General features: G+C 73.8%; 22 protein-coding genes and 1 pseudogene. 10 read left to right on the plus strand and 13 right to left on the minus strand.

The genetic code is table 11. From position 1 onward, the window contains the following. Positions 1–212: 212 nt before the first annotated feature. Entirely contained in the window at positions 213–1,025 is an 813-nt protein-coding gene (locus tag HA073_RS29780) for a DUF3097 domain-containing protein (RefSeq protein WP_064445354.1), read from the minus strand. A gap of 161 nt (positions 1,026–1,186) precedes the next feature. On the opposite strand from HA073_RS29780, the gene HA073_RS29785 reads away from it, so the two are divergent. Next, positions 1,187–1,981: a hypothetical protein gene (locus HA073_RS29785; RefSeq protein WP_030504270.1), complete on the plus strand. Its 795-nt coding sequence runs from the start codon at positions 1,187–1,189 to the stop codon at positions 1,979–1,981. 9 nt (positions 1,982–1,990) lie between these two features. On the opposite strand, the gene HA073_RS29790 is transcribed toward HA073_RS29785, so the two are convergent. The 7 genes from HA073_RS29790 to HA073_RS29820 all read right to left on the minus strand — a co-directional run bounded on the left by HA073_RS29790 (position 1,991) and on the right by HA073_RS29820 (position 8,998). Beyond that, the gene (locus HA073_RS29790; protein WP_043329726.1) at positions 1,991–2,770 is read right to left on the minus strand and encodes an HAD-IIA family hydrolase; all 780 of its coding nucleotides are present in this window, start codon (positions 2,768–2,770) and stop codon (positions 1,991–1,993) included. A 33-nt stretch (positions 2,771–2,803) separates the two neighbouring features. Beyond that, positions 2,804–3,835 (minus strand): ferrochelatase, encoded by a 1,032-nt coding sequence (locus tag HA073_RS29795; RefSeq protein ID WP_064445353.1) that lies wholly within the window; start codon positions 3,833–3,835, stop codon positions 2,804–2,806. A gap of 135 nt (positions 3,836–3,970) precedes the next feature. Continuing rightward, entirely contained in the window at positions 3,971–4,738 is a 768-nt protein-coding gene (fabI, locus tag HA073_RS29800; protein WP_043329725.1) for an enoyl-ACP reductase FabI, read from the minus strand. 23 nt (positions 4,739–4,761) lie between these two features. Next, complete coding sequence (gene fabG, locus HA073_RS29805) at positions 4,762–5,466, minus strand: beta-ketoacyl-ACP reductase (RefSeq protein WP_043329724.1); 705 nt, start codon at positions 5,464–5,466, stop codon at positions 4,762–4,764. A 549-nt stretch (positions 5,467–6,015) separates the two neighbouring features. Beyond that, on the minus strand, positions 6,016–6,966 hold the full coding sequence (locus HA073_RS29810) for a VWA domain-containing protein (RefSeq protein WP_064445352.1): 951 nt from the start codon (positions 6,964–6,966) through the stop codon (positions 6,016–6,018). After that, positions 6,963–7,916 (minus strand): DUF58 domain-containing protein, encoded by a 954-nt coding sequence (locus HA073_RS29815; RefSeq protein WP_166457832.1) that lies wholly within the window; start codon positions 7,914–7,916, stop codon positions 6,963–6,965. The genes HA073_RS29810 and HA073_RS29815 overlap by 4 nt, the downstream gene beginning before the upstream one ends. Next, complete coding sequence (locus HA073_RS29820) at positions 7,895–8,998, minus strand: MoxR family ATPase (protein ID WP_043329721.1); 1,104 nt, start codon at positions 8,996–8,998, stop codon at positions 7,895–7,897. The genes HA073_RS29815 and HA073_RS29820 overlap by 22 nt, the downstream gene beginning before the upstream one ends. 253 nt (positions 8,999–9,251) lie before the next feature. On the opposite strand from HA073_RS29820, the gene HA073_RS29825 reads away from it, so the two are divergent. The 3 genes from HA073_RS29825 (at position 9,252) to HA073_RS29835 (ending at position 11,669) form a co-directional block, all read left to right on the plus strand. Next, positions 9,252–9,461: a hypothetical protein gene (locus tag HA073_RS29825; protein WP_069087711.1), complete on the plus strand. Its 210-nt coding sequence runs from the start codon at positions 9,252–9,254 to the stop codon at positions 9,459–9,461. Positions 9,462–9,534: 73 nt separating this feature from the next. After that, complete coding sequence (locus HA073_RS29830; protein ID WP_064445350.1) at positions 9,535–10,062, plus strand: PH domain-containing protein; 528 nt, start codon at positions 9,535–9,537, stop codon at positions 10,060–10,062. Beyond that, positions 10,059–11,669 (plus strand): PH domain-containing protein, encoded by a 1,611-nt coding sequence (locus HA073_RS29835; RefSeq protein ID WP_375336249.1) that lies wholly within the window; start codon positions 10,059–10,061, stop codon positions 11,667–11,669. Before HA073_RS29830 ends, HA073_RS29835 begins: the two co-directional genes overlap by 4 nt. Before the next feature lie 13 nt (positions 11,670–11,682). Here the strand turns inward: HA073_RS29835 and HA073_RS29840 are convergent, their stop codons facing one another. Then, positions 11,683–12,738, minus strand: coding sequence for a phosphatase PAP2 family protein (locus HA073_RS29840; RefSeq protein WP_166457833.1), 1,056 nt, complete (start codon positions 12,736–12,738; stop codon positions 11,683–11,685). 113 nt (positions 12,739–12,851) lie between these two features. On the opposite strand from HA073_RS29840, the gene HA073_RS29845 reads away from it, so the two are divergent. Both HA073_RS29845 and HA073_RS29850 read left to right on the plus strand, forming a co-directional pair. Further along, positions 12,852–13,256, plus strand: a complete 405-nt coding sequence (locus HA073_RS29845; RefSeq protein ID WP_030504258.1) for a thioesterase family protein — start codon at positions 12,852–12,854, stop codon at positions 13,254–13,256. Beyond that, a complete protein-coding gene (locus tag HA073_RS29850) occupies positions 13,253–14,080 on the plus strand; it encodes an MBL fold metallo-hydrolase (RefSeq protein ID WP_166457834.1) in 828 nt (275 codons plus the stop codon). The genes HA073_RS29845 and HA073_RS29850 overlap by 4 nt, the downstream gene beginning before the upstream one ends. A 14-nt stretch (positions 14,081–14,094) precedes the next feature. On the opposite strand, the gene HA073_RS29855 is transcribed toward HA073_RS29850, so the two are convergent. Together HA073_RS29855 and HA073_RS29860 are read right to left on the minus strand one after the other, a co-directional pair. Continuing rightward, on the minus strand, positions 14,095–14,994 hold the full coding sequence (locus tag HA073_RS29855; RefSeq protein WP_205799055.1) for an aminoglycoside phosphotransferase family protein: 900 nt from the start codon (positions 14,992–14,994) through the stop codon (positions 14,095–14,097). Between the two features lie 10 nt (positions 14,995–15,004). Then, positions 15,005–15,514, minus strand: a complete 510-nt coding sequence (locus HA073_RS29860) for a MarR family winged helix-turn-helix transcriptional regulator (RefSeq protein WP_064445345.1) — start codon at positions 15,512–15,514, stop codon at positions 15,005–15,007. Between the two features lie 83 nt (positions 15,515–15,597). Here HA073_RS29860 and HA073_RS29865 point away from each other — a divergent pair, with 83 nt between their 5' ends. Next, a complete protein-coding gene (locus HA073_RS29865; RefSeq protein WP_104115085.1) occupies positions 15,598–16,830 on the plus strand; it encodes a multidrug effflux MFS transporter in 1,233 nt (410 codons plus the stop codon). 56 nt (positions 16,831–16,886) lie between these two features. Here HA073_RS29865 and HA073_RS29870 read toward each other — a convergent pair whose 3' ends face one another. Then, complete coding sequence (locus HA073_RS29870; RefSeq protein WP_166457836.1) at positions 16,887–17,816, minus strand: carbohydrate kinase; 930 nt, start codon at positions 17,814–17,816, stop codon at positions 16,887–16,889. Positions 17,817–18,151: 335 nt separating this feature from the next. On the opposite strand from HA073_RS29870, the gene HA073_RS29875 reads away from it, so the two are divergent. Continuing rightward, positions 18,152–19,288, plus strand: coding sequence for a lytic polysaccharide monooxygenase (locus HA073_RS29875; RefSeq protein WP_166457837.1), 1,137 nt, complete (start codon positions 18,152–18,154; stop codon positions 19,286–19,288). A 60-nt stretch (positions 19,289–19,348) separates the two neighbouring features. Here HA073_RS29875 and asnB read toward each other — a convergent pair whose 3' ends face one another. Next, positions 19,349–21,310, minus strand: coding sequence for an asparagine synthase (glutamine-hydrolyzing) (asnB, locus tag HA073_RS29880; RefSeq protein ID WP_043329713.1), 1,962 nt, complete (start codon positions 21,308–21,310; stop codon positions 19,349–19,351). 113 nt (positions 21,311–21,423) lie between these two features. On the opposite strand from asnB, the gene HA073_RS29885 reads away from it, so the two are divergent. Both HA073_RS29885 and HA073_RS29890 read left to right on the plus strand, forming a co-directional pair. Continuing rightward, entirely contained in the window at positions 21,424–22,899 is a 1,476-nt protein-coding gene (locus HA073_RS29885) for an aminopeptidase P family protein (protein ID WP_030504250.1), read from the plus strand. 311 nt (positions 22,900–23,210) lie between these two features. Further along, positions 23,211–23,450: pseudogene (locus tag HA073_RS29890) on the plus strand (hypothetical protein); the annotation flags it as partial.

Here is a 23,450-nt window from a genome sequence, read left to right on the forward strand (position 1 = left end):
GGGACCGCGGCGGGTCAAGGTGGGGAGGGGGGAGAGAGGGGAGAGCGCGGCAAAGCGGGCGGGGGGGGGGGGGGGGGGGGGAGGGGGGGGCGGGGGGGCGGGTGGCGCTGGCGCACGGCGGGGCCGGGGGCGACCGTGACCGGCGCAGGGATCAAGCCTGACCGCCCGGAGCCGGGCACGGTCGCCCCCGGCCCTCAACCGCAACCGACCTCTCAGACAGGCTCGGTGACGAAGTCGATCAACCGCTCCATCGCGTTGATCAGCGGCGTCTCCACGTCGGCGAAACTGTCCACCCTGGACAGGATGTGCCGCCACATGTCAGCCGGCTCGGCCACCCCGAGCGCCGCGCAGACGCCCTCCTTCCAGGGCTGCCCCGGCGGCACCACCGGCCAGGCCGCGATGCCCAGGGCCGCCGGGCGTACCGCCTGCCACACGTCGACGTACGGGTGCCCGGTGACCAGCACGTGCGGCGAGTTCACCCGGGCCACGATCCGGCTCTCCTTCGAGCCGGGCACGAGATGGTCGACCAGCACGCCGAGGCGGCGGCCGGGGCCGGGCGCGAACGCGCGTACCTCGTCGGCGAGCGCGTCGATGCCGTCGAGCGGTTCCACCACGACGCCTTCGATGCGCAGGTCGTCGCCCCAGATCCGCTCGACCAGCGCGGCGTCGTGCACGCCCTCGACCCAGATCCGGCTGGCCTTGGCGACCTGCGCCCGTACGCCGTCCACAGCTATCGAGCCGGACGCGGTACGGCGGCGCGCGGCGGGCACCGGGGCGCGGGCCGGCCGCCGCAGCGTGACCGGCCGGCCGTCGAGCAGGAACGCGGCGGGCAGCAGCGGGAAGTTTCGCCGTCGCCCGTGCCGGTCCTCCAGCACCACCGCGCCGGTGTCGAAGCCGACCACCGCGCCGCAGAACCCGGAGTCGGCGTCCTCGACCACCAGGTCCGGCTCGGCGTCGACCTCGGGGGTCACCTTCCGTCGCCGCCAGTCGCCGGCCAGCACGTCGCCGTCGTATCGCCCCGCCATGCCGGAGACGCTAGCCACGACCTCGGCGTGTCGCTCGCCGACGCGCCGACCGGGGCGTCATCCGTCGGCACGAAACGGTGCGAAGGGGTTAGTTGGGGGCAGGTCGCGCCACCGGAGCGGCAGCCGAGACAGCAGCGGCGCGGAGCACGTACCCTTTCGGCATGTCCTCCCCCGCAGCGGGCGCGGCCACACTGGCTCCGCGCCGGTCGAGCCGGTTCGTCGCCTGGGTGCGTGCCTGGCGAGCCGGCCTGGTGCCGTTCGACGAGGTGGCCGACGCGGTCGCCGGCGACGAGGAGCACCTGGTCGCCGACGCACCCGGCACCTGGACCGACGTGTCCCTGCGGGAGGCGCTGCCCAGCCTGGCCAAGCACTCCCCGGACGACATCCGCCTGGTGCTGCCCGCGCCGGGCGACCCGCGCGGCCTGCCCGGCCCGGGCGCGTTCGCCGGGGCGGCGCTGGTGGCCGGCGAGGCGGTGGTGGCCAGCGGCATGGGGTTGGTGCCGGAGGTCCGCACGCACACCTCCGGGTCGGGGATGACCTGGGAGACAGTGCTCTGGCGGGTCCACCCGCTGCCGGCGGACGCGCCGAAGGCGTCCCTGTCCACGCCCGGCGCGGCGGAGGCCGAGGCCGAACTCTCCGCGGTGCTCGCCGAGACGACAGCCACGCTGACCCGCCTCGACGTCGCGCAGTGGCGGCCCGAGCTGGCCGGTGCGCTCGCCGCGTTGCGCCGCCCGGACGGAGGCACCGACCTCCCGCCCGGCTTCGACCCGCGGGCCCGCCGGCTGTTCGCGCGCGCCGCCGTACTCGATCGGGTGCTGGCGCTGGCCGGAGAGAGCGCGCCCGGCGGCGCGGTGAACACCTACGAGGCGCAGCAGCGCGACGCGGCGCTGCGGCCGCTGACCACCGCCTGCCGGCAGGCCCTGGTGGCCGCCTGCAACGCGCCGCTTCGGCTGTAGAACCCCGGCTCAGACCTCGTCGATCAGGTCGGCCACCGAGTCGACGATCCGCGACGGACGGTACGGGTACCGCTCGGCCTCGGCCCGGCTGCTGATGCCGGTGAGCACCAGGATCGTCTCCAGGCCCGCCTCCAGCCCGCACAGGATGTCGGTGTCCATCCGGTCGCCGATCATCGCGGTCGACTCGGAGTGGGCGTCGATCGTGTTCAGCGCCGAGCGCATCATCATCGGGTTGGGCTTGCCGACGAAGTACGGGTCGACGCCCGTCGCCTTGGAGATCATCGCCGCCACCGAACCGGCCGCCGGCAGCGCGCCCTCCATCGACGGGCCGGTGGCGTCCGGGTTGGTGCAGATGAACCGGGCGCCGTCGTTGATCAGCCGGATCGCCTTGGTTATCGCCTCGAAGCTGTAGGTGCGTGTCTCCCCCAGCACCACGTAGTCCGGGGCGAAGTCGCTGAGCACGTACCCCACCGCGTGCAGCGCCGTGGTCAGCCCGGCCTCACCGATGACGTACGCGGTCCCGCCCGGCCGCTGGTCGGCCAGGAACTGGGCGGTGGCCAGGGCGGACGACCAGATCGCCTCCTCCGGCACGTCCAGCCCCATCCGGGCCAGCCGGGCCTGGAGGTCACGCGGGGTGTAGATGGAGTTGTTCGTCAGCACCAGGAACGGCTTGCCGGAGGCACGCAGCTTCTTGACGAACTCCGGCGCGCCCGGCACCGGCTGTCCCTCGTGCACCAGCACGCCGTCCATGTCGGTGAGCCAGCTCTGCACCGGCTTGCGGTCAAGCATCGTGTCGTCCCCAGGGGTGTCGTCGGGTCGGGCTCAGGGCCGGCGGGCCGGGGGTACGCAGCACAACGCCGGACAGGTGTCCCAGGCCGGCAGTTCGCCGAGCCGGCGGCGCAGCCGCTCGCCGTCCGGGGCGGTGCGTTCCAGCACCAGCTCGCGGACCATCGCGACGAACCGCGGGTCGACGCCCGGGGTGCCGGCGCGGACGAAGTCCAGGCCGAGCTGCTTGGCCGTCTCCAGCGCCTCGGTGTCCAGGTCCCACACCACCTCCAGGTGGTCGGAGACGAAGCCGATCGGGCTGACCACGACGCTCGTCACGCCCTGCTCGGGCAGCGTGGCCAGGTGGTCGTTGACGTCCGGCTCCAGCCACGGCACCTGCGGCGGGCCGGACCGGCTCTGCCAGACCAGGTCGTACGCGAGGTCCGGCGCGGCCGCGGCGTGCACCAGCCGGGCGACCTCCTCGAGCTGGGCGGTGTACCGGCCGCCGTGCGGGCCGGCGCTGGCGGCCGCCGACATCGGGACCGAGTGCGCGGTGAAGACCAGCCGGGTGCTGTCCCGCTTCGCGGGGTCGAGCTGGGCGAGCGCGGCGCGGACCGCGTCGGCGTGCGGCTCGATGAAGCCGGGGTGGTCCCAGAACTGGCGCAGCTTCTCGATCAGCGGGGCGTCCGGGCCGACCGCGGCGCGGGCCGAGGCGATGTCCTCCTGGTACTGCCGGCAGGAGGAGTAGCCGCCGTACGCGCTGGTGACGAACGCCAGCGCCCGGGTGATCCCGTCGTCGCGCATCCGCGCCACCGTGTCGGCGAGCATCGGATCCCAGTTGCGGTTGCCCCAGTAGACCGGCAGGTCGACGCCGTTGGCGGCGAAGTCCGCGCGGATCGCCGCGAGCAGGTCACGGCACTGCTGGTTGATCGGCGACACCCCGCCGAAGTGCAGGTAGTGCTCGGCGACCTCGGCCAGCCGCTCCGGCGGCACCCCCCGCCCCCGGGTGACGTTCTGCAGGAACGGGAGAACGTCCTCGGGCCGCTCCGGGCCGCCGAAGGAGACCAGCACCAACGCGTCGTACGCCATGGGGTCCATTCTTCCTCGCCCGCCGTGACGGTGTGGCGACGCCCCCTGGTCGGCGCGGTGACCACCCGGGCATGGCGTGTTAAGAAGGGCCCCTTCCTATGCGCGAGGCGTTAAGAAGGGGCCCTTCCTTACATCTCAGGCGCCGATGGCGTGGTAGCCGCCGTCGACGTGGACGATCTCGCCGGTGGTGGCCGGGAACCAGTCCGACAGCAGCGCCAGGCAGGCCCGGGCGGCCGGCTCCTGGTCGGTGAGGCTCCAGCCCAGCGGGGCCCGCTCGGTCCAGGCGTCCTCGAACTGGTCGAAGCCGGGGATGGACTTGGCGGCGATGGTGCGCAGCGGGCCGGCCGCGACCAGGTTGCTGCGGATGCCCTGCTTGCCCAGGTGCAGCGCCAGGTAGCGGGAGGCGGACTCCAGCCCGGCCTTGGCCACGCCCATCCAGTCGTAGACCGGCCACGCCTTGGTGGCGTCGAAGGTGAGGCCCACCACGGCGCCGCCGGAGGACATCAGCGGCAGCGCGGCCATGGCCAGGGACTTGTACGAGTAGGTGGAGACCTGGAGCGCGGTGGCCACGTCCGCCCACGGGGCGTCGAGGAAGCCGCCGCCGAGGCAGCTCTGCGGGGCGAACCCGATCGAGTGCACCACCCCGTCCAGGCCGTCGACGTGCTCGCGTACCTTGTCGGCCAGGCCGGCCAGGTGCTCCTCGCTGGTGACGTCCAGCTCGATCACCGGCGCGGGTTCGGGCAGCCGCTTGGCGATCCGCTCCACCAGGGAGAGCCGGCCGTAGCCGGTGAGCACGACCTGGGCGCCGTTCTCCTGGGCGAGTTTCGCCACCGAGAAGGCGATCGAGGCGTCGGTGATGACGCCGGTGACCAGCAGTCGCTTACCGGCGAGAAGTCCGGACATTGCGTGTCTCCTCCGTGCTCTGCTCAGTGACCCATGCCGAGGCCGCCGTCGACCGGGATGACGGCGCCGGTGACGTAGCCGGCCGCGTCCGAGGCGAGCCAGGTGACGACGCCCGCGACCTCGTCCGGGGTGGCCATCCGCCCGGCCGGGATCGCCTTGCGCAGCTCCGCCTTGCGTTCCTCGGGCAGCCCGGCGGTCATGTCGGTGTCGATGAAGCCGGGCGCCACCACGTTCGCGGTGATGTTGCGGCTGCCCAGCTCGCGGGTGATCGAGCGGGCCACACCGACCAGGCCGGCCTTGCTGGCCGCGTAGTTGACCTGGCCCGCGCCACCGAAGAGGCCGACCACCGAGGAGATGAAGATCATCCGGCCCCACCGGTTCCGGAGCATCTTCGTCGAGGCCCGCTTGGCGACCCGGAACGAGCCGCTCAGGTTGGTGTCGAGCACGCGGGTGAACTGTTCCTCGGACATCCGCATGAGCAGCGTGTCGTCGGTGATGCCGGCGTTGGCGACGAGCACCTCCACCGGGCCCAGCTCGGCCTCGACCGCGGTGAACGCGGCGTCGACCGACTCGGCGTCGGTCACGTCACACCGCACCCCGAACAGGCCCTCCGGGGCCTCGCCGCTCCGGTACGTGACGGCCACCCGGTCGCCCTGCTTGGCGAAGGCCTGCGCGATGGCCAGGCCGATCCCCCGGTTGCCGCCGGTCACCAGCACCGTACGGGCCACGGATCCCCCTCTGCTCCAGTGATCTCTCGGTCCGGTCGGAGCCTAGGGGTTACCGGTAGGTAAGCGCTAACCCGAGCAGGTCACACGCCGGCGCCGCCGGGGTCGGCGGCCGCGCGCGCGACACCCGCACACACCGGTGTACGATCACCGGGTCTGCGGGCCGGCCTGCGCCCGCGTTCCGGGCCCCGCCGACCGTAGGAGGTGATCGCTGTGCGAGATAGCGATCCTCCCAGTCGTGGCCGGGCCCACCGTCAGCCCCGCTGAGCCACGGCTCGGTCGACGCGGCTGACCCGCTTCCCGCCCTCCGCACCGCATCCGCTCTCCGGCGCCCACGCCGGGGCGGCCCTGCCGCGCGGCGGAGCACCCGGTCACGACTTCGTGCGCGTACGCCCCGACCCCCCACGGCCCGCACCGGGCCGACTGTCGCCACGGAGCACACCCATGAGCCGTTACGTCGCCCCCCTGGGTTTCACCCTCGCCGCCGTCTGGGTGGCGGTCCTGTTCGTGCTGGCCGGCGGCGGTCACTGACCACCGCCGGCCGGGCCCGGCTCAGACCAGCCGGGACGTCCAGAGCAGACTCAGCCCGCCCGCGCACAGCGCCAGCAGCAGGGCGACGCCCGCGTACCACTGGGTGATCTCGCGCGGCTCCGTCCGGTAGCCGATCGAGCTGCCCATGTCCTGGTAGACCTGCTTCAGCTCGCTGGCCGACGCGGCCTCGTAGAAGAAGCCCTGGGTGGTCTCCGCGAGCTGGGACAGCGCGGTGCGGTCCACCGGCACCCGCTGGAGCTGCCCGCCGATGTCGACCTGCCCCGAGTCGGTGCCGAACGCGATGGTGGACACCGGCACGTTCGCCGCCTGCGCCGCCGCGGCGGCCTCCTCCACCGACCGGCCGGAGGTCCGGTAGCCGTCGGACAGCAGCACGATCCGGGCCGGCGGGATGCCGGCGGCGCCGTCGGCCGGCACCGAGCGGATCGCCTCCAGGCAGGTGAAGACCGCCTCGCCGGTGGCTGTCGCCTCGGCCAGCACCAGCCCGTCGATGGCGGTGTTCACCGCCGCCCGGTCCTTGGTCGGCGGCACCAGCACGTTCGCGGACTTCGCGAACGACACGAGCCCCAGGTTGTAGCTCTCCGGCAGCTCGCCGACGAACTGCTTGGCCGCCTCCTGCGCCGCCTCCAGGCGGTTCGGCGACACGTCGTCGGCCTGCATCGACAGCGACACGTCGATGGCGAGCATGACGGTGGCCCGCTCCAGCGGCTCGCGGGTGTCGATCGCCGGGCGGGCCAGCCCGGTCGCCAGCACCAGCAGGCAGAGCAGGAACGCGGTGGCCGCCACGTGCCGCCGCCAGCCCAGTCCCTTGGGCGCGACGGTACGCAGCAGGTCGACGTTTGTGAACCGCAGCGCGTACTGCCGGCGGTGCAGTTGCCGCCAGACGTACGCGGCGGCGAGGGCGAGCACCGGCAGCACGGCCAGCAGCCACCACGGTTGCAGAAAACGGATCATCGCGTCGTCCCTCGGGTGCGGGCGTGCCGCTGCGCGGCGACGAAACGCACCATGTCCAGCAGCCAGTCTCGGTCGGTACGCAGGCGCAGGTGGGCCGCGCCCGCGGCGCGCAGCTCGGCGGCGATCGCCCCGCGCTGGGCGGCCGCCGCCTCGGCGTACCGGCGGCGCAGTCCCGGGTCGGCGGTCTGCACCTCGTGCAGTTCCCCGCTCTCCGGGTCGACCACCGGCAGCACCCCCACGTCGGGCAGTTCCAGTTCCCGCGGGTCGACCACCTCCACGGCCAGCACGTCGTGGCGGACCCGCAGCTTACGCAGCGGCCGGCCCCACTGCTGCGGCGGCGCGAGGAAGTCGGAGATGACCACCGCCACGCCGCGCCGCCGGGGCGGCCGGTTGAGCATGTCGACGAGCGCGCCGAGGTCGCTGCGACCGGGCCGGATCTCGGCGCCGGCCACCGCCCGCAGCAGCCCCTGGGCCTCCTTGCGGCCGGAACGGGCGGGCAGCCGCAGCATCGTCCCCAGCCCGCCGGCCCCGCCGGTGCCGACGACGGCGCCGATCCGGTTGCCGCCCCGCACGGTGAGGTGAGCCAGCGCGGCGACGGCGGCGACCGCCACGTCCCGCTTGAGCCACCGCCCGGTGCCGAAGTCCAGGCTGGCCGACATGTCCACAGCCAGCCAGGTCTCCAGCTCGCGGTCGGCGACCGTACGCCGCACGTGCGGCATCGTGGTGCGGGCGGTGACCGGCCAGTCCATCCGGCGCACGTCGTCGCCGGGCCGGTACTCCCGGGACTCCCCCGCCTCGCTGCCCGGGCCGGGCAGCAGCCCGGCGTAGTCGCCCTGGAGCAGCCCGTCCAGCTTGCGGGTGACCATGAGCTGGAGCCGGGCCAGCACGGCTCCGGATCGGTCGCCGGTGGCGAGCCGGGTGGGCGGGGTCACGGCCGCTGCCCGGGCCATCCGTTGTGCGGCACCGCCGGCGGCGGCGCGGCCTGCTGACGGGGCGCGACGGCGGGCAGCGGGATGGTCGACATCACCCGGTGCACGATGTGGTCGGCCGGCACGTCGTCGGCGAGCGCGTCGTAGCTGAGCACCAGCCGGTGTCGCAGGATGTCCGGCGCGATGTCCTGCACGTCCTGCGGCAGGGCGTAGTCGCGCCCGCGCAGCAGCGCCAGCGCGCGGGTGGCCCGGACCAGGCCGAGCGAGGCGCGCGGGCTGGCGCCGTACTGGATGAGCTGGGCGACGTCGGGCATGCCGTGCTCGGCCGGCGCCCGGGTGGCGAGCACCAGCCGGACCGCGTAGTCGACGAGCGCGTTGTGCACGAAGACCTGGTCGGCCTTGCGCTGCAGGGCGATCAGGTCGGGGGTGTCGAACACCCGGGCCGGCTCCGGCGGGGCGACGCCCATCCGGTAGACGATCTCGCGTTCCTCGGCATCGGTCGGGTAGCCCACGACGATCTTCATGAGGAAGCGGTCCCGCTGCGCCTCCGGCAGCGGGTAGACGCCCTCCTGCTCGATCGGGTTCTGGGTGGCCATCACCAGGAACGGATCCGGCACCCGGTGACTCTCGCCACCGATGGAGACCTGCCGCTCGCTCATCACCTCCAGCAGCGCCGACTGCACCTTGGCCGGCGCGCGGTTGATCTCGTCGGCGAGCAGGAAGTTGACGAAGACCGGACCCAGCTCGACGTCGAACTTCTCGCTGGACTGCCGGTAGATCCGGGTGCCCATGATGTCGGCGGGCACCAGGTCCGGCGTGAACTGGACCCGGGCGAACGATCCGCCGACGACCCGGGCCAGCGTCTCCACGGCGAGCGTCTTGGCCACGCCCGGTACGCCCTCCAGCAGGCAGTGCCCCCGGGCCAGCAGCGCGACGAACATCCGCTCGACCATCCGGTCCTGGCCGACGATCACCCGCTTGGTCTCGAACAGCGCCCGCTCCAGCAGCGTGGCGTCCTGCGCCGGGGTGGTGGCCGCCGGGGGTGGGGCGTCCGGCGGCGCCTCGGTCGGGTTCGGCACGTCGGGTGTGGTCGGCTGGGCCACCGGTCCTCCACAGCAGGGTCGTCGTCGCGGCGTGGTGCGTATCAAGACTGTCATGCCTCGCTGAGAGCCGAGGGTGGGAGAGGCACGATTTTCGCCGCGTCGTCCGGCCACGCCGTACCGCCGCACGAAAACGCTGAACACGGGTGGACAAAAAGGGGTCCGCAGTGTGTACGATTCACCCCGTCGCCGGGCGGCTCCCCCCGTGGCCGCCCGGCGCTAAAACTCCCGGCGTGCGACGCCTAGACTCGCCCCGGTGACGACTCCCAACGCCCCCGAAGACGAGCTGATCTGCTCGGCGCGGGGGTGTCGCGCTCCCGCCGCCTACCAGCTCCGCTGGCACAATCCCCGCCTGCACGCGCCCGACCGGCGCAAGACCTGGCTCGCCTGCCCGGCGCACCGGGACTCCCTCGGGGACTTCCTCGACGCACGCGGCTTCCTCCGCGAGGTGGTCCCGCTTCCCTGATCGCCTACGCTCGAAGCGTGAGCGAGCAGACGACCCGAGCCCGTACCGGCGGCGAGCACGGCAGGTCCTCCCGGTGAGCGGTGACGGCCACACCGGCCTCCCGCCCGCGTCGCGCAGCGCGCTGGAGCCCTGGCCGGACACCGTCGACTGGCGGCCGATCTCCCGCGACCTGATCTGGGTGGAGCTGATCCGGCTCGGCATCGGGCTGGCGGTGGCGCTCGTGGTGCTCGGCGTGGCCTGGGCGCTGTCCGGGCACTGGCTGCTCGGCGCCGCCGTCGGCGTGGCCCTGCTGATCGGCGTCTGGCGGGCGATCACCATCGTGCGTGCGGTCCGCGCCTGGGGGTACGCCGAGCGCGACGACGACCTGCTGGTGCGGCACGGTCTGCTGGTGCGGCGGCTCTCCATCGTGCCGTACTCCCGGATGCAGTTCGTCGACGTGAGCGCCGGTCCGCTGGAGCGTGCCTTCGACCTCGCCACTGTGCAGTTGCACACGGCGGCGGCCGCCAGCGACGCCCGGGTGCCGGGGCTGCGTCCGGCCGAGGCGTCCCGGCTGCGCGACCGGCTCACCGCGCTGGGCGAGGACCGGGCGGAGGGCCTGTGAGCGACCGGAGCGATCCCGGCGCGCCGCGGCCCCACGACGACCGGCCCGGGGCGGCGCCCGGTCCCCCACCGCCGGTCGGTCCGGAACAGCCGCCCGGACCGGGTTACGGGCCGCCCGCCGCGCCGCCCGGCTACGGACCGCCGCCCGGATACGCGCCACCACCCGGTTACGGGCCCCCGCCCGGATACGGGACGGCAGCCGACGCGACGCCCGGGCCGTGGCCCGCGCCCGCTCCGCCGTATCCGGGACCCTGGGGTCCGGCCGCCGCGCCCTCGTCCGACGGGGAGGAACCGCGGCAGCGGCTGCATCCGCTGAGCCCCGCGCTGCACGGCGCGAAGTCACTCGTCGTCGTTATCGCCGGTCTGTCCTGGTCGACGCTGTCGCGGGTCGGGTTCGGCTGGTTCGCCCTGCTGGTCACGGTCTTCGTACTCGGGGCCACCGTGCTGTCCGTGGTGAGCTGGTGGAACACCGGTTACCACCTGGTGGGCCGGGAGCTGCGCGTGTACGAGGGCCTGCTGTGGCGGCGCACGCGCGCCATCCCGCTGGAGCGGTTGCAGGCGGTGGAGGTGGTCCGGCCGCTGCTGGCCCAGCTCACCGGCCTGGCCGAGCTGCGGCTCGAGGTGGTCGGCGGGGGCAAGACCGAGGCGCCGCTGGCCTACCTCAGCGTGGCCGAGGCCACCACGCTGCGGCAGCGGCTGCTCGCTGTCGCCGGCCGGGCCCCGACGCCCGCCGCGACCGAGCCGGGCGTGCCGGCCGCCCCGGGTACGCCGGTCGCGCCCGCGCCGGCCGGCCGCCGGCTGCACGTCGTCCGCAACCAGGACCTGCTGGTCAGCCAGTTGCTCACGCCGCAGGCGTTCCTGCTGCCGGTCGGCGTGGTGTTCGTGGGCGCCCAGTTCCTCTCCGAGGGCTCGTGGTCGTTCATCGCGGTGGCGAGCACGCTCACCGCGATGGCGGGTGTGGTGCTGCAACCGGTCCGGCGGGTGCTCGACGACTGGAGTTTCCGGCTCGACCGGGACGACGGCACGCTGCGTGTGCACAACGGGCTGCTGGAGACGCGGGTGCAGACGGTGCCGCTGCACCGGGTGCAGACCGTGCGGGCGACCTGGCCGCTGCTCTGGCGGATGAAGGGCTGGCTGCGGCTGCGGCTGGAGGTGGCCGGCTACTCGGCCGGTGAGCCGGACGACCGCAACCGCCCGGACCGGCTGCTGCCGGTCGGCGACGCCGGCACCGGCGCGGTGGTGGTGGCGGAGGTGCTGCCCGGCGTGCGGCTGGACGAGCTGCCCGGCACGCCGCCCCCGTCCCGGGCCCGCTGGCTGCGCCCGCTGAGCCGCAAGGTGGTCGGCGCCGGCCTCGACGAGCGGGTGTTCGTGGCCCGGTCCGGGCTGCTGACCCGCCAGCTGACGCTGGTGCCGTACGCCCGGATCCAGAGCGTGCGCGTCACGCAGGGGCCGGCGCAGCGGTTGCTGCGGCTGGCCACCGTGCACGCGGACACCGCGGGCGGGGCCGGGGCGGCGGCGGTCGACCGGGACCTGGCCGACGCCTGGGAGCTGGCCGCGGAGCTGACCGAGCGGTCGCGGGCCGCGCGCCGGGCCGACCACCGCCGCTGACCCGCCAGCGGGGCTAGCGTCGCTCGGCCGGCACCGCGTCCCGGTCGTCCGCGGGGGTGTCGGCCGCGGTGGCGGGCTGCGGCACGTCGGCCGCGCCGGCGGGCTCACCGGCACGCCGGGCCCGCCGCGCCGCCCACCAGCGCTCGGCCAGGCCGACCACCAGGAACGTCATGCCCACGTACGCCCAGCCGACCAGCACGTCGATCAGGTAGTGCTCGCCGCTGTACATCAGCGTGAACGTCATGGCCAGCGGATACGCCAGCATCAGCGGCCACCAGCGCTTGCGCACCGAGCGCATGAAGAACAGCACCACGAACAGCGCGAACGCGGTGTGCAGCGACGGCATGGCGGCCACCGGGTTGGAGGCGATCTGCCCGGCGTTGAGCAGGTTGCCCGCGCCGTGCATGCCGATCTCCTTCCACCCCCGGGTGGAGATCCGCGCGACCTCGGTCAGCAGGCCGTTCTGCGCCGCCCACCACGGCGGCGCGGCCGGGTAGGCGAAGTAGGTGACCAGGCCGGCCGCGCACAGGAAGCCCCAGCGGGACATGTACGCGATCCAGCGCCGCCGGTTGCGCATCCACAGCACGGCCGCGGCGGCGAACGTCGCCACGAAGTGCGAGAAGTAGATCCAGCTCACCAGCACGTCCCACCAGCGCACCTCGGACGGGTCGTACAGGCGCTCCTGCAGCCAGATCGTCGGCACCTCACCGCCGGTGAGCCAGCCGGTGAGGAACCGGTCGGCGACGATCAGCTCCATCGCGTGCGGGGTGGCGCCGTTGTCGGCGAAGCCCCGGGACAGGTTGTACACGGCGAGCAGCAGCACCACCGGGATCCAGTCCCGGGCGAAGCGCAGGTGGCTGCGCCACGGGCGGGCCGAGTTCCAGGCGATGGTGCCGGCCCAGATCCACAGGAACGCGTACGCCGGGTCGGTGGGCAGGCCGATGACGAGCCAGCCCGCCACGAAGGCGACGCCCCAGATGGTCATCGCGATCACACGGCGGCGCCCGCCGTCGGGCGACTCGGTGGTCGCGTCGGGGGCGGGGGTCGGAGATTGTGTCTGCTCGGCCATCGCGGACAAGGTTAACGGCGGGCGACGGGCGGGCCTGCGGGCGGGCGGGGACGACACGGCGCGGCGGCTCGGACGCCGGACGGCCCCCGTTCATCTGCACTAGGCTCGGCCGCATGCAGGAGCAGCCGGAGTCGCCCTTCACGCCGGGCCTGACCGCCCGCGTCGAGCTGACAGTGACCGACGCCGACACCGCGCAGGCGGTGGGCTCCGGGGACGTGCCGGTGCTCGGCACCCCGCGCGTGCTGGCGCTGGCCGAGGCGGCGACGGTGGCCGCCACCGCGACCCGGATGCCGTCCGGGTCGACCACCGTCGGCGTACGGGTGGAGCTGGAGCACCGCGCGGCCACCCCGGTCGGGCGTACCGTGGCCGCCCACGCCGAGCTGGTGAAGGTCGACGGGAAGCGGCTCGTCTTCGAGGTGACTGTCACCGACGGTCCGACAGTGGCGGCGCAGGGCCGGGTCGAGCGGGCGCTGGTCGACCGGCAGCGCTTCGTCGAGCGGGCCCTCGGCCCGTCATGACCGCCGGCTTCACCGAGGTCGCCCCCGGTGTGCACGTGCGACGTGAGCCGCTGCTGGCGGTGAATGTGGTGCTCGTGGTCGGCGACGGCGCGGCGCTGCTGGTCGACACGCTCTCCACGGCCGGGCAGGCGCGCGAGCTGGCGGCGGCGGCGCGGGCGGTGACGCCGTACCCGTGGACGATCGTGAACACGCACCACCACTTCGACCACTGTTTCGGCAACGCCACGCTGGCCGGGCCGGACACCGCCATCTACGCGCACCCGCAGGCCGTGGCGGCGCTGCGGGACCGGCCGGACGCGCTGCGCCGCGCCGCGTACGAGGAGATGCGCGCCGAGGATCCGGCGCTGGCGCAGGAGCTGGCGCGTACCGAGCTGCGGGCGCCGACGCACGAGGTGGTCGAGGAGACGGTGCTCGACGTCGGGGGCCGCCGGGTGGTGCTGCGCCATCCCGGGCACGGGCACACCGACGCCGACCTGGTGGTGCACGTGCCCGATGCGGACGTGCTGGTGGCCGGCGATCTGGTGGAGCAGAGCGGGCCGCCGGCGTTCGAGGAGTCGTACCCGTTGCGGTGGCCGGACGCGCTGGCCGACCTGCTGCGCCTGACCACGCCCGCGACGGTGGTGGTGCCGGGCCACGGCGAGCCGGTCGGCGCGGATTTCGTCCGCGAGCAGCACGCGCAGCTCGCGCGGCAGGCGTGGCTGATCCGCGCCGGGCACACCGGCAGCGCGCCGCCGGAGCGGGTGGCGGCCGAGTCGCCGTTCGGCGCCCGGCCGGGCCTGATCGCCGCCCGCCGCGGCTACGCCGAACTCGACGGCACCGCCTGAGCGGCGGCCCGGGCTCAGCCGGCGTCGGCGAGGATCTCGCGGAGACGGTTGCGGCACTCGGCGACGAACGCCGGGAACGTGTGCCAGTAGTAGGAGACGCCGCTGGCCGCCACCCCGAGCGCCCAGGCGCGGGCCCGCGCCCAGGTCACGTCGTCGACACCGAGCGCCTCCCGGTAGGCGTGCCGGGCCTGCGGCGGCAGGTCCCAGATCGGCGCGTGTTCCGCGTCCGGGAACCCGACGGTCAGCCCGCCGAAGTCGATCACCGCGCACAGCCGGCCGTCGCGTGCCAGCACATTGGTGGGCTTGAGGTCGGTGTGCAGCCAGACGTGCCGGCCGGTGGGTTCGGGCAGGGTGAGGGCGTCGCGCCAGAGCCGGTGCAGGGTGTCGACGTCGGTCTCGTCGCCGATCCTGCGCCGGCAGTCGTCGAGCGCCGCGCTGACCCAGGTGTCACAGGGGTGCAGGCTGCCGCCGCGGTATCCGCTCAGCGCGTCCGCGCGGGTCGCGCCGAGCAGGTCGGCCGCGTGCAGGTGACGTACGAACACCGCCAGGTCGGCGCCGAGGGCGGCCCAGTCCCGGACCGTGCCGGGTCCGACCTCGTCGCCGTGGATCCACCGCTGCACCGACCACGGCAGCGGGAAGGCGGCGGTCGGCGTCCCGGCGTGGAGCGGTTCCGGCACCGGGTACGGCAGCAGTGGCGCGAGCCGGGGCAGCCACAGCTGTTCCTTGCGCAGCGCGCCGGCCTTCTCCGCGGTGCGGGGCAGCCGGACGAGCAGGTCGTCGCCGAGCCGGTACATGGTGTTGTCGGTCCCGGCGCCGGCCGGGGTCAACGGCAGCGCGGCCCACTCGGGGCGCTGGTCGGTCAGCAGCGCCCGGACGATCCCCTCGTCCACAGGTGTCTCGTCCTGGTGCAGCATCACCCGGCGATCATCCGGCCCCGGGCGGCGCGGCGGCCACCGGGTTTCCGGACGTACGGGGGTCCCGTTCCGGGCGGGTGTGTGCCCGCAGCGTGGTGAGCAGCGTGTCGAGGTGCGGGGCGGCGGCCAGGATCGCGTCACGCGCTGCCGGGTCGAGGTCGGCCAGCGCCTCGGTGAGCAGCGCGGTGCGGTGCCGTTGGTGGTCGGCCATCCGCCGGTGGGCGGCCTCGGTGACGCGCAGCCGGACCACGCGGCGGTCGGCGGGGTCGCGGTCGCGGGCCAGCAGCCCGGCGTCGGTGAGGTCGCGGACCAGCGTGCTCACGGTGTTGGGCGCCGTGCCGAGGCGCCGGGCCACGTCCTTGCCGCTGATGCCCGGCGTGTCCCGGACGAGCAGGAGCAGTTCCACCTGAGCTTCGGGCAGCGGGTCCCGCCCGGCGCGCGCCGTGGACCGGCGGCGCACGAGCCGGTGCAGCTCCCCGAGGACCGCGCCGAACCGCGCGACCTGCTCGTTCGTCGACACGGGGTCACCCGCCTCACATCGCAATAGTTCTGACTACAGAGGTAAGGTACCCGAGCACATCGGATTTCAGGGGGTACCCGCTCGTGAGTCAAGCCGCGCCGCCCGCCGCCCGCCCGACCGGCGCCGGCGCCACCGCGTCCACCGGGGGCGCGAGCCTGCTGGTGCTGCTCGGCACGCTCACCGCGATCGGCCCGCTCTCGCTGGACATGTACCTGCCCGCGTTCCCGGCCATGACCCGCGACCTCGGCGCCGACCAGGCCGGCATCCAGCTCTCGCTGACCACCTGCCTGATCGGCCTGGCGTTCGGCCAGCTCGTCACCGGGCCGCTCAGCGACCGCTGGGGGCGCCGCCGCCCGGTGCTGGTGGGCGTGGTCGCGTACACCGTGCTGGCGCTGGCGTGCGCGGCGGCGCCGAACGCCCCGCTGCTGGCCGCCGTCCGGTTCGCCCAGGGCCTGGCCGGCGGCATGGGCGTGGTGGTCGCCCGCGCCGTGGTCCGCGACCTCTACTCGGGCCGGGACGCCGCGAAGTACTTCTCCCGGCTCACCCTGGTCTTCGGGGTCGCGCCGATCGCGGCGCCGGGCGTGGGCAGCCTGGTGCTCCGGTTCGGCTCCTGGCGGTCCGTCTTCCTGGTGCTGGCCGCCATCGGCGCGGTGCTGGCCGTCGCGGTCGCGCTGCGCCTGCCGGAGACGCTGCCGGCCGAGCGCCGCAGCACCGGCGGGCTGGGGGCCACCGCCCGGACCATGCGGTCGCTGCTCGCCGACCGGGTCTACCTCGGGTACGCGCTGACCCAGGGCTTCGCCTTCGCCGGGCTGTTCGCGTACATCTCGGGGTCGTCGTTCGTGTTCCAGGACGTCTTCGGCGTCTCCGCGGCGGTGTTCAGCGTCATCTTCGGCGTCAACGCGCTCGGCCTGGTGGCCGTCGGGCAGCTGAACGCCCGGCTGCTCGACCGGTTCCCGCCACGCCGGCTGCTGGTCACCGCGCTGGCGGTCGGCCTGGTCGCCGCGGCCGGCGTGCTGAGCGGCGCGCTGACCGACGGCCTCGCGCTGACCGCGGTGGCGCTGTTCGGGTACGTCGGCGCGCTGGGCATGGTGACGCCGAACAGCACGGCGCTGGCGCTGGACGCGCACGCCCGCCACGCCGGCACCGCCGCCGCGCTGATGGGCGGCATCCAGTCGGTCGTCGGCGCGCTGGCCGCGCCCCTGGTCGGGCTCGGCGGCGAGGGCAGCGCGCTGCCGATGGCCACGGTCCTGGCCGGCGCCGCCGTTCTCACCCTGGTCACCGTCCTGACGATGACCCGCACGCGGGCTGAGCGCTGAGCGCGTTAAGAAGGGGCCCCTTCTCTACCTGAGGCGTTAACAAGGGGCCCTTCCTTTCACGCGAAGCGGGCGGTCACCTCGGCGCGGGTGGGCATGGCGGTGGCGCCACCCGGGGACTCGCAGACCACTGCGGCCACCCGCAGCGCGAACGCCACCCGGTCCCGCCACCCGGCCGGGTCGGCCGGCTCACCGGCGGCCAGCAGCTCGGCCACCAGCGCGCCCATCACCGAGTCCCCCGCGCCGGTCGCGTCCACCGCGTCCACCTTCGGCGCGGGCACGCGCACCACGTCGTCGCCGGCGGCGACCAGCGCGCCGTCCGCGCCGAGCGTGACCACGACCGTGCTCGCGCCCAGTTCCCGCAGGTACGCGGCCACGCCCTCGACCGGCTCGTGCGGGTAGAGCACCCGCGCGTCGGCGCTGCTGAGTTTGACCAGGTGCGCGGCGGCGGCGAACTCGGCGACCACCGCGCGCAGCCCGTCCAGCGCGTCCGGGGCGGTGAGCAGCCGGGGCCGCACGTTCGGGTCGAACACCCGCAGCGCGCCCGCGATCGACCAGGCGCGGCGGGCGGCGGCGAGCACCGGCGGGTCGAGCAGCACGATCGAGCCGCAGTAGAGCACGTCCGCGCCCTCGACCAGTGCCACGTCCAGGTCGTCCGGGCCGAGCAGCGCGTACGAGCGGGGCTCGCCGTAGAAGCGGAAGTCCGGCTCGGGGCCGGCGAAGGTGGCCACCGCGAGCGCGGTCGGGGCCGGCACGGTCACCGTCCCGCTCACGTCCACACCGGCGTCGGTGAGGAAGGCGCGGATCCGTCCGGCCAGCGCGTCGTCGCCGAGCGACCCGACGAACCGCGCGTCTCCGCCGAGCCGAGCGGTCGCCACCGCCACGTTGAGCGGTCCCCCGCCGATCGCCTGCCGGTAGACGGGCTCTCCGTCGCGCTCGGCGTCGAGCAGGTCCACCAGCGCCTCGCCGAGCACCACCGCGTACCCCATCCTGGCTCCCCTCGTCGTCCTACCCCGATCCTGGCTCATACCGGCGCCACCGCGCGCCGGGACCCTGGCATCGAACGGCGCCTATTGCGGGACGCGCCCGGACGTGGTGGGATGGCGGTGCCGGGTGACGACGCGGGGGCTGCCGCGTCACCGGCCGCCGGGTCGATCCGACGCGAGGGCATCCACGGTCCGTTGGGCAACGGACCGCAGACGGTGCGCGCCCGTCGACGGCCACGGCCGCACTCCGACCGGGCGCGGGCACCGCGATCGTCGCATCCGCTCGTCGCAGCGGGGCGGGCCGAACCGGGCCACGCTCCGCGAGTCAGGAGATCCCCGTGCACCGATCCCGATCCCGTACGGCCGCGTTGCTCACCGCGGCCGCCACCCTGACCCTGGGCGCGTTCGCCCTGGTCACCAACTCCGGACCGGCGGCCGCGCACGGCGCGGCCATGACGCCGGGCGCCCGCACCTACCTGTGCTGGAAGGACGGCCTCACCGGGACCGGTGAGATCCGGCCGAACAACCCCGCCTGCTCGTCGGCGGTGGCCGAGAGCGGCGCGAACTCGCTGTACAACTGGTTCAGCGTGCTGCGCTCCGACGCCGGCGGGCGGACCGTCGGGTTCATCCCCGACGGCAAGCTGTGCAGCGGCGGCAACCCCGGCTTCAGCGGGTACGACGCGGCGCGCAACGACTGGCCGATCACCCACCTGACGGCGGGCCGGTCGATGGAGTTCCGGTACAGCAACTGGGCCCACCACCCGGGCACGTTCTACTTCTACGTGACCAAGGACAGCTGGAGCCCGAACCGGCCGCTGGCCTGGAACGACCTGGAGGAGCAGCCGTTCCTGCAGGTGACCAACCCGCCGCAGCGCGGCGCGGTGGGCACCAACGACGGTCACTACTACTTCACCGGCAACCTGCCGTCGAACAAGAGCGGCCGGCACATCATCTACTCGCGCTGGGTCCGCTCGGACAGCCAGGAGAACTTCTTCGGCTGCTCGGACGTGACGTTCGACGGCGGTAACGGCGAGGTGACCGGGATCGGCTCGGGCGGCAGCAACCCCCCGACGACCGCGCCGCCGACCACCGCGCCGCCGACCACCGCGCCCCCGACGACCGCGCCGCCGACCTCGCCTCCGCCGGTGACGACCAGCCCGACCATGCCGGCCGGCTCCTGCATGGCGGTGTACAAGGTGGTCACCGCCTGGGGTGGCGGCTTCCAGGGCGAAGTGACGATCATGAACCACAGCACCCGGACGTACTCCGGGTGGACCGCGAACTGGACCTGGCCCAGCGGCCAGACCATCAACCAGGTGTGGAACGGCACGTTGAGCGGCAGCGGGGCGTCGGTGAGCGTCTCCAACGCCGCCTACAACGGCAGCGTCCCGCCGGAGGGCACCACCACGTTCGGCTTCACCGCGAACTTCTCCGGCACCAACACCCTGCCGACGGTCACCTGCACCGGCAGGTGATCCCGTAACGGGAAGGGCCCTCGGGGAACACCCCGGGGGCCCTTCCTCGTCACGCTCGGGTCAGCGGACCATGCTGCCGACGACCGGCTTGGTGAGCAGCGCGGACTGGTTGCGCTGGATGCCCGGGTCGAGCGTCTTGGCCACGAAGATGGCGTGCCAGATGCAGAAGATCAGCACGGTCCACACCTTGCGGGAGTGGTCCGCCTCCTCCCGCTTGTGCTCCTCCAGCAGGCGCATCGCGTACGACAGGTCGATCAGGTCGCCCGCGCCCGAGGTGGACAGCACGTGCCGCGCCCACTCGTACATCTCGCCGCGCAGCCAGACCCGGGTCGGGGTCGGGAAGCCCAGCTTCTTGCGGTTGACGATGGCCGGCGGCACGACGCCCTGCAGCGCCTGGCGCATCGCGTACTTGGTGGCCTCGGAGCGGGGCGGCAGCTTCAGGTCGACCGGGATGCCGGCGGCGACGTTGAACACCTCCCGGTCCAGGAACGGCACCCGCACCTCCAGCGAGTGCGCCATCGAGATCCGGTCGGCCTTGACCAGGATGTCGCCGCGCAGCCAGGTGTAGAGGTCGACGTACTGCATCTTGGTGACGTCGTCCAGCTCGGTGCACTCGGCGTAGATCGGGGCGGTCACGTCGGTGTAGCGCACCGAGGGGTCGTAGCGGCGCAGCAGGTGCTGCTTCTCCTCCTCGGTGAACATCCGGGCGTTGCCGTAGTAGCGCTGCTCGATCGGGGTGGTGCCGCGCTCCAGGAAGCTCTTGCCCTTGACCCCCTGCGGAATGGCCTTGGACACCGCGCGCAGGCCCTTCTGCACGCCGTCGGGCAGGCTGTTCACCGAGTTGAGCGACAGCGGCTCCCGGTAGATCGTGTAGCCGCCGAAGAACTCGTCCGCGCCCTCGCCGGAGAGCACCACCGTGACGTGCTCGGCGGCCTTCTTCGCCACGAAGTACAGCGGCACCAGCGCCGGGTCGGCGACCGGGTCGTCCAGGTGCCAGACGATCTTCGGCAGCGCGTCGATCATGTCCTGCGGCCCGATCTTGGTCGGGATGGTGGTCACGTCGAGGTGCCGGGCCGAGTCCTGGGCCACGTCGATCTCGGAGTAGCCGGGCACGTCGTAGCCGACGGTGAAGGTGAGGATGTTCGGGTTGAACTCGCGGGCCAGCGCCACCACGGCGGTGGAGTCGATGCCGCTGGACAGGAACGAGCCGACCGGCACGTCCGAGCGCATGTGCATCCGGACGCTCTCCCGCAGCGTCTCCCGGATGTCGTGGTAGAGCCGCTGCTCGTCGGAGACCGGGGCCGGCCGGAACACCGGGCGGTACCAGCGGCGCACCTCGATCCGGCCGCCCGGGGTCCAGTTCAGGTACTCCCCCGAGCCGATCCGGCTGATCCCCTTGTGCAGCGTGCCCGGCTCCGGCACATACTGCAGCGTCAGGTAGTGGCTCAGGTTGGCGGTGTCGATGCCCGCGTCGCCCTGGTACGCCGAGTGCGCGAACGGCAGCAGCGCCTTCTTCTCCGACGCGAGGTAGAGGCCGTCCTGGGTCTCCAGGTAGTGCAGCGGCTTGATGCCGAAGTAGTCCCGGGCGCCGAAGGCCCGCCGCTCCTGCCGGTCCCAGATGACGAACGCGAACATGCCGCGCAGCTTGGTGAGCACCTGCTCACCCCAGTAGTGGTAGCCGGCGACGATCACCTCGCCGTCGCCGTTGGTGGCGAACTGGGCGCCGTAGTCGCGGATCAGCTCCTCGCGCAGCTCGATGTAGTTGTAGATCTCGCCGTTGAAGGTGAGCAGGTACCGCCCGCCCGCGTACGGCAGGGGCTCGTGGCTCAGCGCCACGTCGATGATCGCCAGGCGCTTGTGCGCGAACACACCGTCCGCGTACCGGCCGGAGGCGTCGCCGACCACCTCGACCCCGGTCTCGTCCGGGCCACGGTGGTGCAGGCACTCCAGTGCGCCGGCGATGTTGTCGCGGTGGGCGGCGGCGTCGCCGCGCGCGCTGAAGAAGGCCAGGAGTCCGCACATGGCCGCCATCTTTCCACGCGCCGGAAGCCTCCGTCGCGGCACCGCAGGCACCTCCCGCTGTCGTGCGCGCGGTACCGTCTGGACCAGCGACGAGGCTCAGGGAGGGACGGATCATGGCCGAGGAGCGGACGCGACAGGGCAAACCGGCGGACGGTACGGAGTCGCACGACCCGGACTTCCCGGAGGCGTTCCTGTCGTTCATGCGCCAGGGCTGGCGGGACACCGAACTGCCGGTCGCCCCGCGCCCGGAGGCGCCCAACCACGCCAAGCGGCGGGCCGCGCTGGCCGAGGCCTTCCCGGGCGAGACGCTGGTCATCCCCACGGGCAACGAGAAGGTACGCGCCAACGACACCGAGCACCGGTTCCGTCCGGGCAGCGACTTCGCGTACCTGACCGGCGACCTGGAGCCGGACAGCGTCCTCGTGCTGCGCCCGGGTGGCGAGTCCACGCTGTTCATGCGGCCCCGGTCGTCGCGGGTGACCGACGAGTTCTTCCGCAGCCGGCACGGTGAGCTGTGGGTGGGCCGCCGGCCGACGCTGCGGGAGAAGTCCACCGAGCTGGGCCTGCCGACGGCCGACCTGAGCGAGCTGGACGCGACGCTGGCCGAGCTGGCGCCGGGGCGTACCCGGGTGCTGCGCGGTTTCGACGCCCGGGTGGACGCGGCGGTGCGTCAGTACGACGGCGCGCGCGCCGACGGTCAGCCCGGCCGCGACCGGGAGCTGGCCATCGCGATCGCCGAGCTGAAGCTGGTCAAGGACGAGTGGGAGATCGCGCAGCTCCAGGAGGCGTGCGACGCCACGGTGCGCGGCTTCGAGGACGTGGCACGGGCGCTGCCGGCCGACCGCGGCGTCTCCGAGCGGCTGCTGGAGGGCGTCTTCGCGCTGCGCGCCAGGCACGACGGCAACGACGTCGGGTACGGCTCGATCGTCGGGGCCGGCGAGCACGCCACTGTCCTGCACTGGGTGCACAACCACGGCGCCACCCGTCCGGGTGACCTGCTGCTGATGGACATGGGCGTGGAGAACCGCAACCTCTACACCGCCGACGTCACCCGGGTGCTGCCGGTCGACGGCCGGTTCACGCCGTTGCAGCGCCAGGTCTACGACGCCGTGTACGCCGCCCAGCAGGCCGGCATCGAGATGTGCCGGCCGGGCGTGGCGTTCCGGGACGTGCACCTGGCCTCGATGCGGGTGCTGGCCGAGGCGCTGAAGGATCTCGGGCTGCTGCCGGTGAGCGTGGACGAGGCGATGGACCCGGCCTCCACGGTCTACCGGCGGTGGACGCTGCACGGCACCAGCCACATGCTCGGCATCGACGTGCACGACTGCGCCAACGCGCGCAAGGAGAACTACCGGGAGGGTCCGCTCGGCGAGGGGTACGTGCTGACCGTCGAGCCGGGGCTCTACTTCCAGCCGGAGGACGAGATGGTCCCCGAGGAGCTGCGGGGCATCGGCGTGCGGATCGAGGACGACATCCTGGTCACCGCGGACGGTCCGGTGAACCTGTCGGCCGGTCTGCCGCGGCGCTCCGACGAGGTGGAGACCTGGCTGGCCGAGCAGCGTGAGGCGGGCCCCCGCCTGCCCGGCTGAGTCCTGCGGGCCGCGATCTTCCGGCGGGCCCCACCACCGCGCCTTCACGGCGGGTGGTGGGGCCCGCCGCCGTCTGGGGGAGTTGCGGTCCGCTCACGTGGTTGGTCACCGACCGCCGATCGTGGGAGGAATGCGGGCTTTTTTCGGATAAGTCTTCCTCGCGAGGAACCTTCTCATACGGTGCTGATCAGAGGCTACAACCGGTTTGTAGCTGGTCGCCCGGCCTGGGGCGGTGCGACCCGTTTGGGAAGAACCGAAAGGGCTCTCATCTCATGTCGAACGATGTAACGACACCCGACGGCGGAGCGCCGATGGCGCCTGCCCCGCGGACGAGCAAGCGGCGGGCGCTCTGGGTCGCCACCGGCGTAGCCGGGCTGACCGGCGTCGTCGGGCTGGCGGCGCTGGGCGGTCTCGCCGCCCGCGACGACAAGTCCGGCACCGAGCCGGTGGCGGACAACCACGCCGCCGCTCCCCAGAACACCGGCAACGACTCCGACGGCGGGTACGACAAGGACGGCAAGGACGGCAAGGACCGTGGCCAGGAAGGCCGC

Origin of the sequence: Micromonospora sp. CMU55-4 (assembly GCF_011602315.1) — a bacterium.
GTDB classification, from domain to species: domain Bacteria; phylum Actinomycetota; class Actinomycetes; order Mycobacteriales; family Micromonosporaceae; genus Micromonospora; species Micromonospora chalcea.

Excerpts from the sequence above, each read along its gene's own strand:
- HA073_RS29780 (WP_064445354.1), bottom strand. The coding sequence starts at position 1,025 with ATGGCGGGGCGATACGACGGCGACGTGCTGGCCGGCGACTGGCGGCGA.
- HA073_RS29785 (WP_030504270.1), top strand. The coding sequence starts at position 1,187 with ATGTCCTCCCCCGCAGCGGGCGCGGCCACACTGGCTCCGCGCCGGTCG.
- HA073_RS29790 (WP_043329726.1), bottom strand. The coding sequence starts at position 2,770 with ATGCTTGACCGCAAGCCGGTGCAGAGCTGGCTCACCGACATGGACGGC.
- HA073_RS29795 (WP_064445353.1), bottom strand. The coding sequence starts at position 3,835 with ATGGCGTACGACGCGTTGGTGCTGGTCTCCTTCGGCGGCCCGGAGCGG.
- fabI (WP_043329725.1), bottom strand. The coding sequence starts at position 4,738 with ATGTCCGGACTTCTCGCCGGTAAGCGACTGCTGGTCACCGGCGTCATC.
- HA073_RS29810 (WP_064445352.1), bottom strand. The coding sequence starts at position 6,966 with ATGATCCGTTTTCTGCAACCGTGGTGGCTGCTGGCCGTGCTGCCGGTG.
- HA073_RS29815 (WP_166457832.1), bottom strand. The coding sequence starts at position 7,916 with ATGGCCCGGGCAGCGGCCGTGACCCCGCCCACCCGGCTCGCCACCGGC.
- HA073_RS29840 (WP_166457833.1), bottom strand. The coding sequence starts at position 12,738 with ATGGCCGAGCAGACACAATCTCCGACCCCCGCCCCCGACGCGACCACC.
- HA073_RS29845 (WP_030504258.1), top strand. The coding sequence starts at position 12,852 with ATGCAGGAGCAGCCGGAGTCGCCCTTCACGCCGGGCCTGACCGCCCGC.
- HA073_RS29850 (WP_166457834.1), top strand. The coding sequence starts at position 13,253 with ATGACCGCCGGCTTCACCGAGGTCGCCCCCGGTGTGCACGTGCGACGT.
- HA073_RS29855 (WP_205799055.1), bottom strand. The coding sequence starts at position 14,994 with ATGCTGCACCAGGACGAGACACCTGTGGACGAGGGGATCGTCCGGGCG.
- HA073_RS29870 (WP_166457836.1), bottom strand. The coding sequence starts at position 17,816 with ATGGGGTACGCGGTGGTGCTCGGCGAGGCGCTGGTGGACCTGCTCGAC.
- asnB (WP_043329713.1), bottom strand. The coding sequence starts at position 21,310 with ATGTGCGGACTCCTGGCCTTCTTCAGCGCGCGCGGCGACGCCGCCGCC.
- HA073_RS29885 (WP_030504250.1), top strand. The coding sequence starts at position 21,424 with ATGGCCGAGGAGCGGACGCGACAGGGCAAACCGGCGGACGGTACGGAG.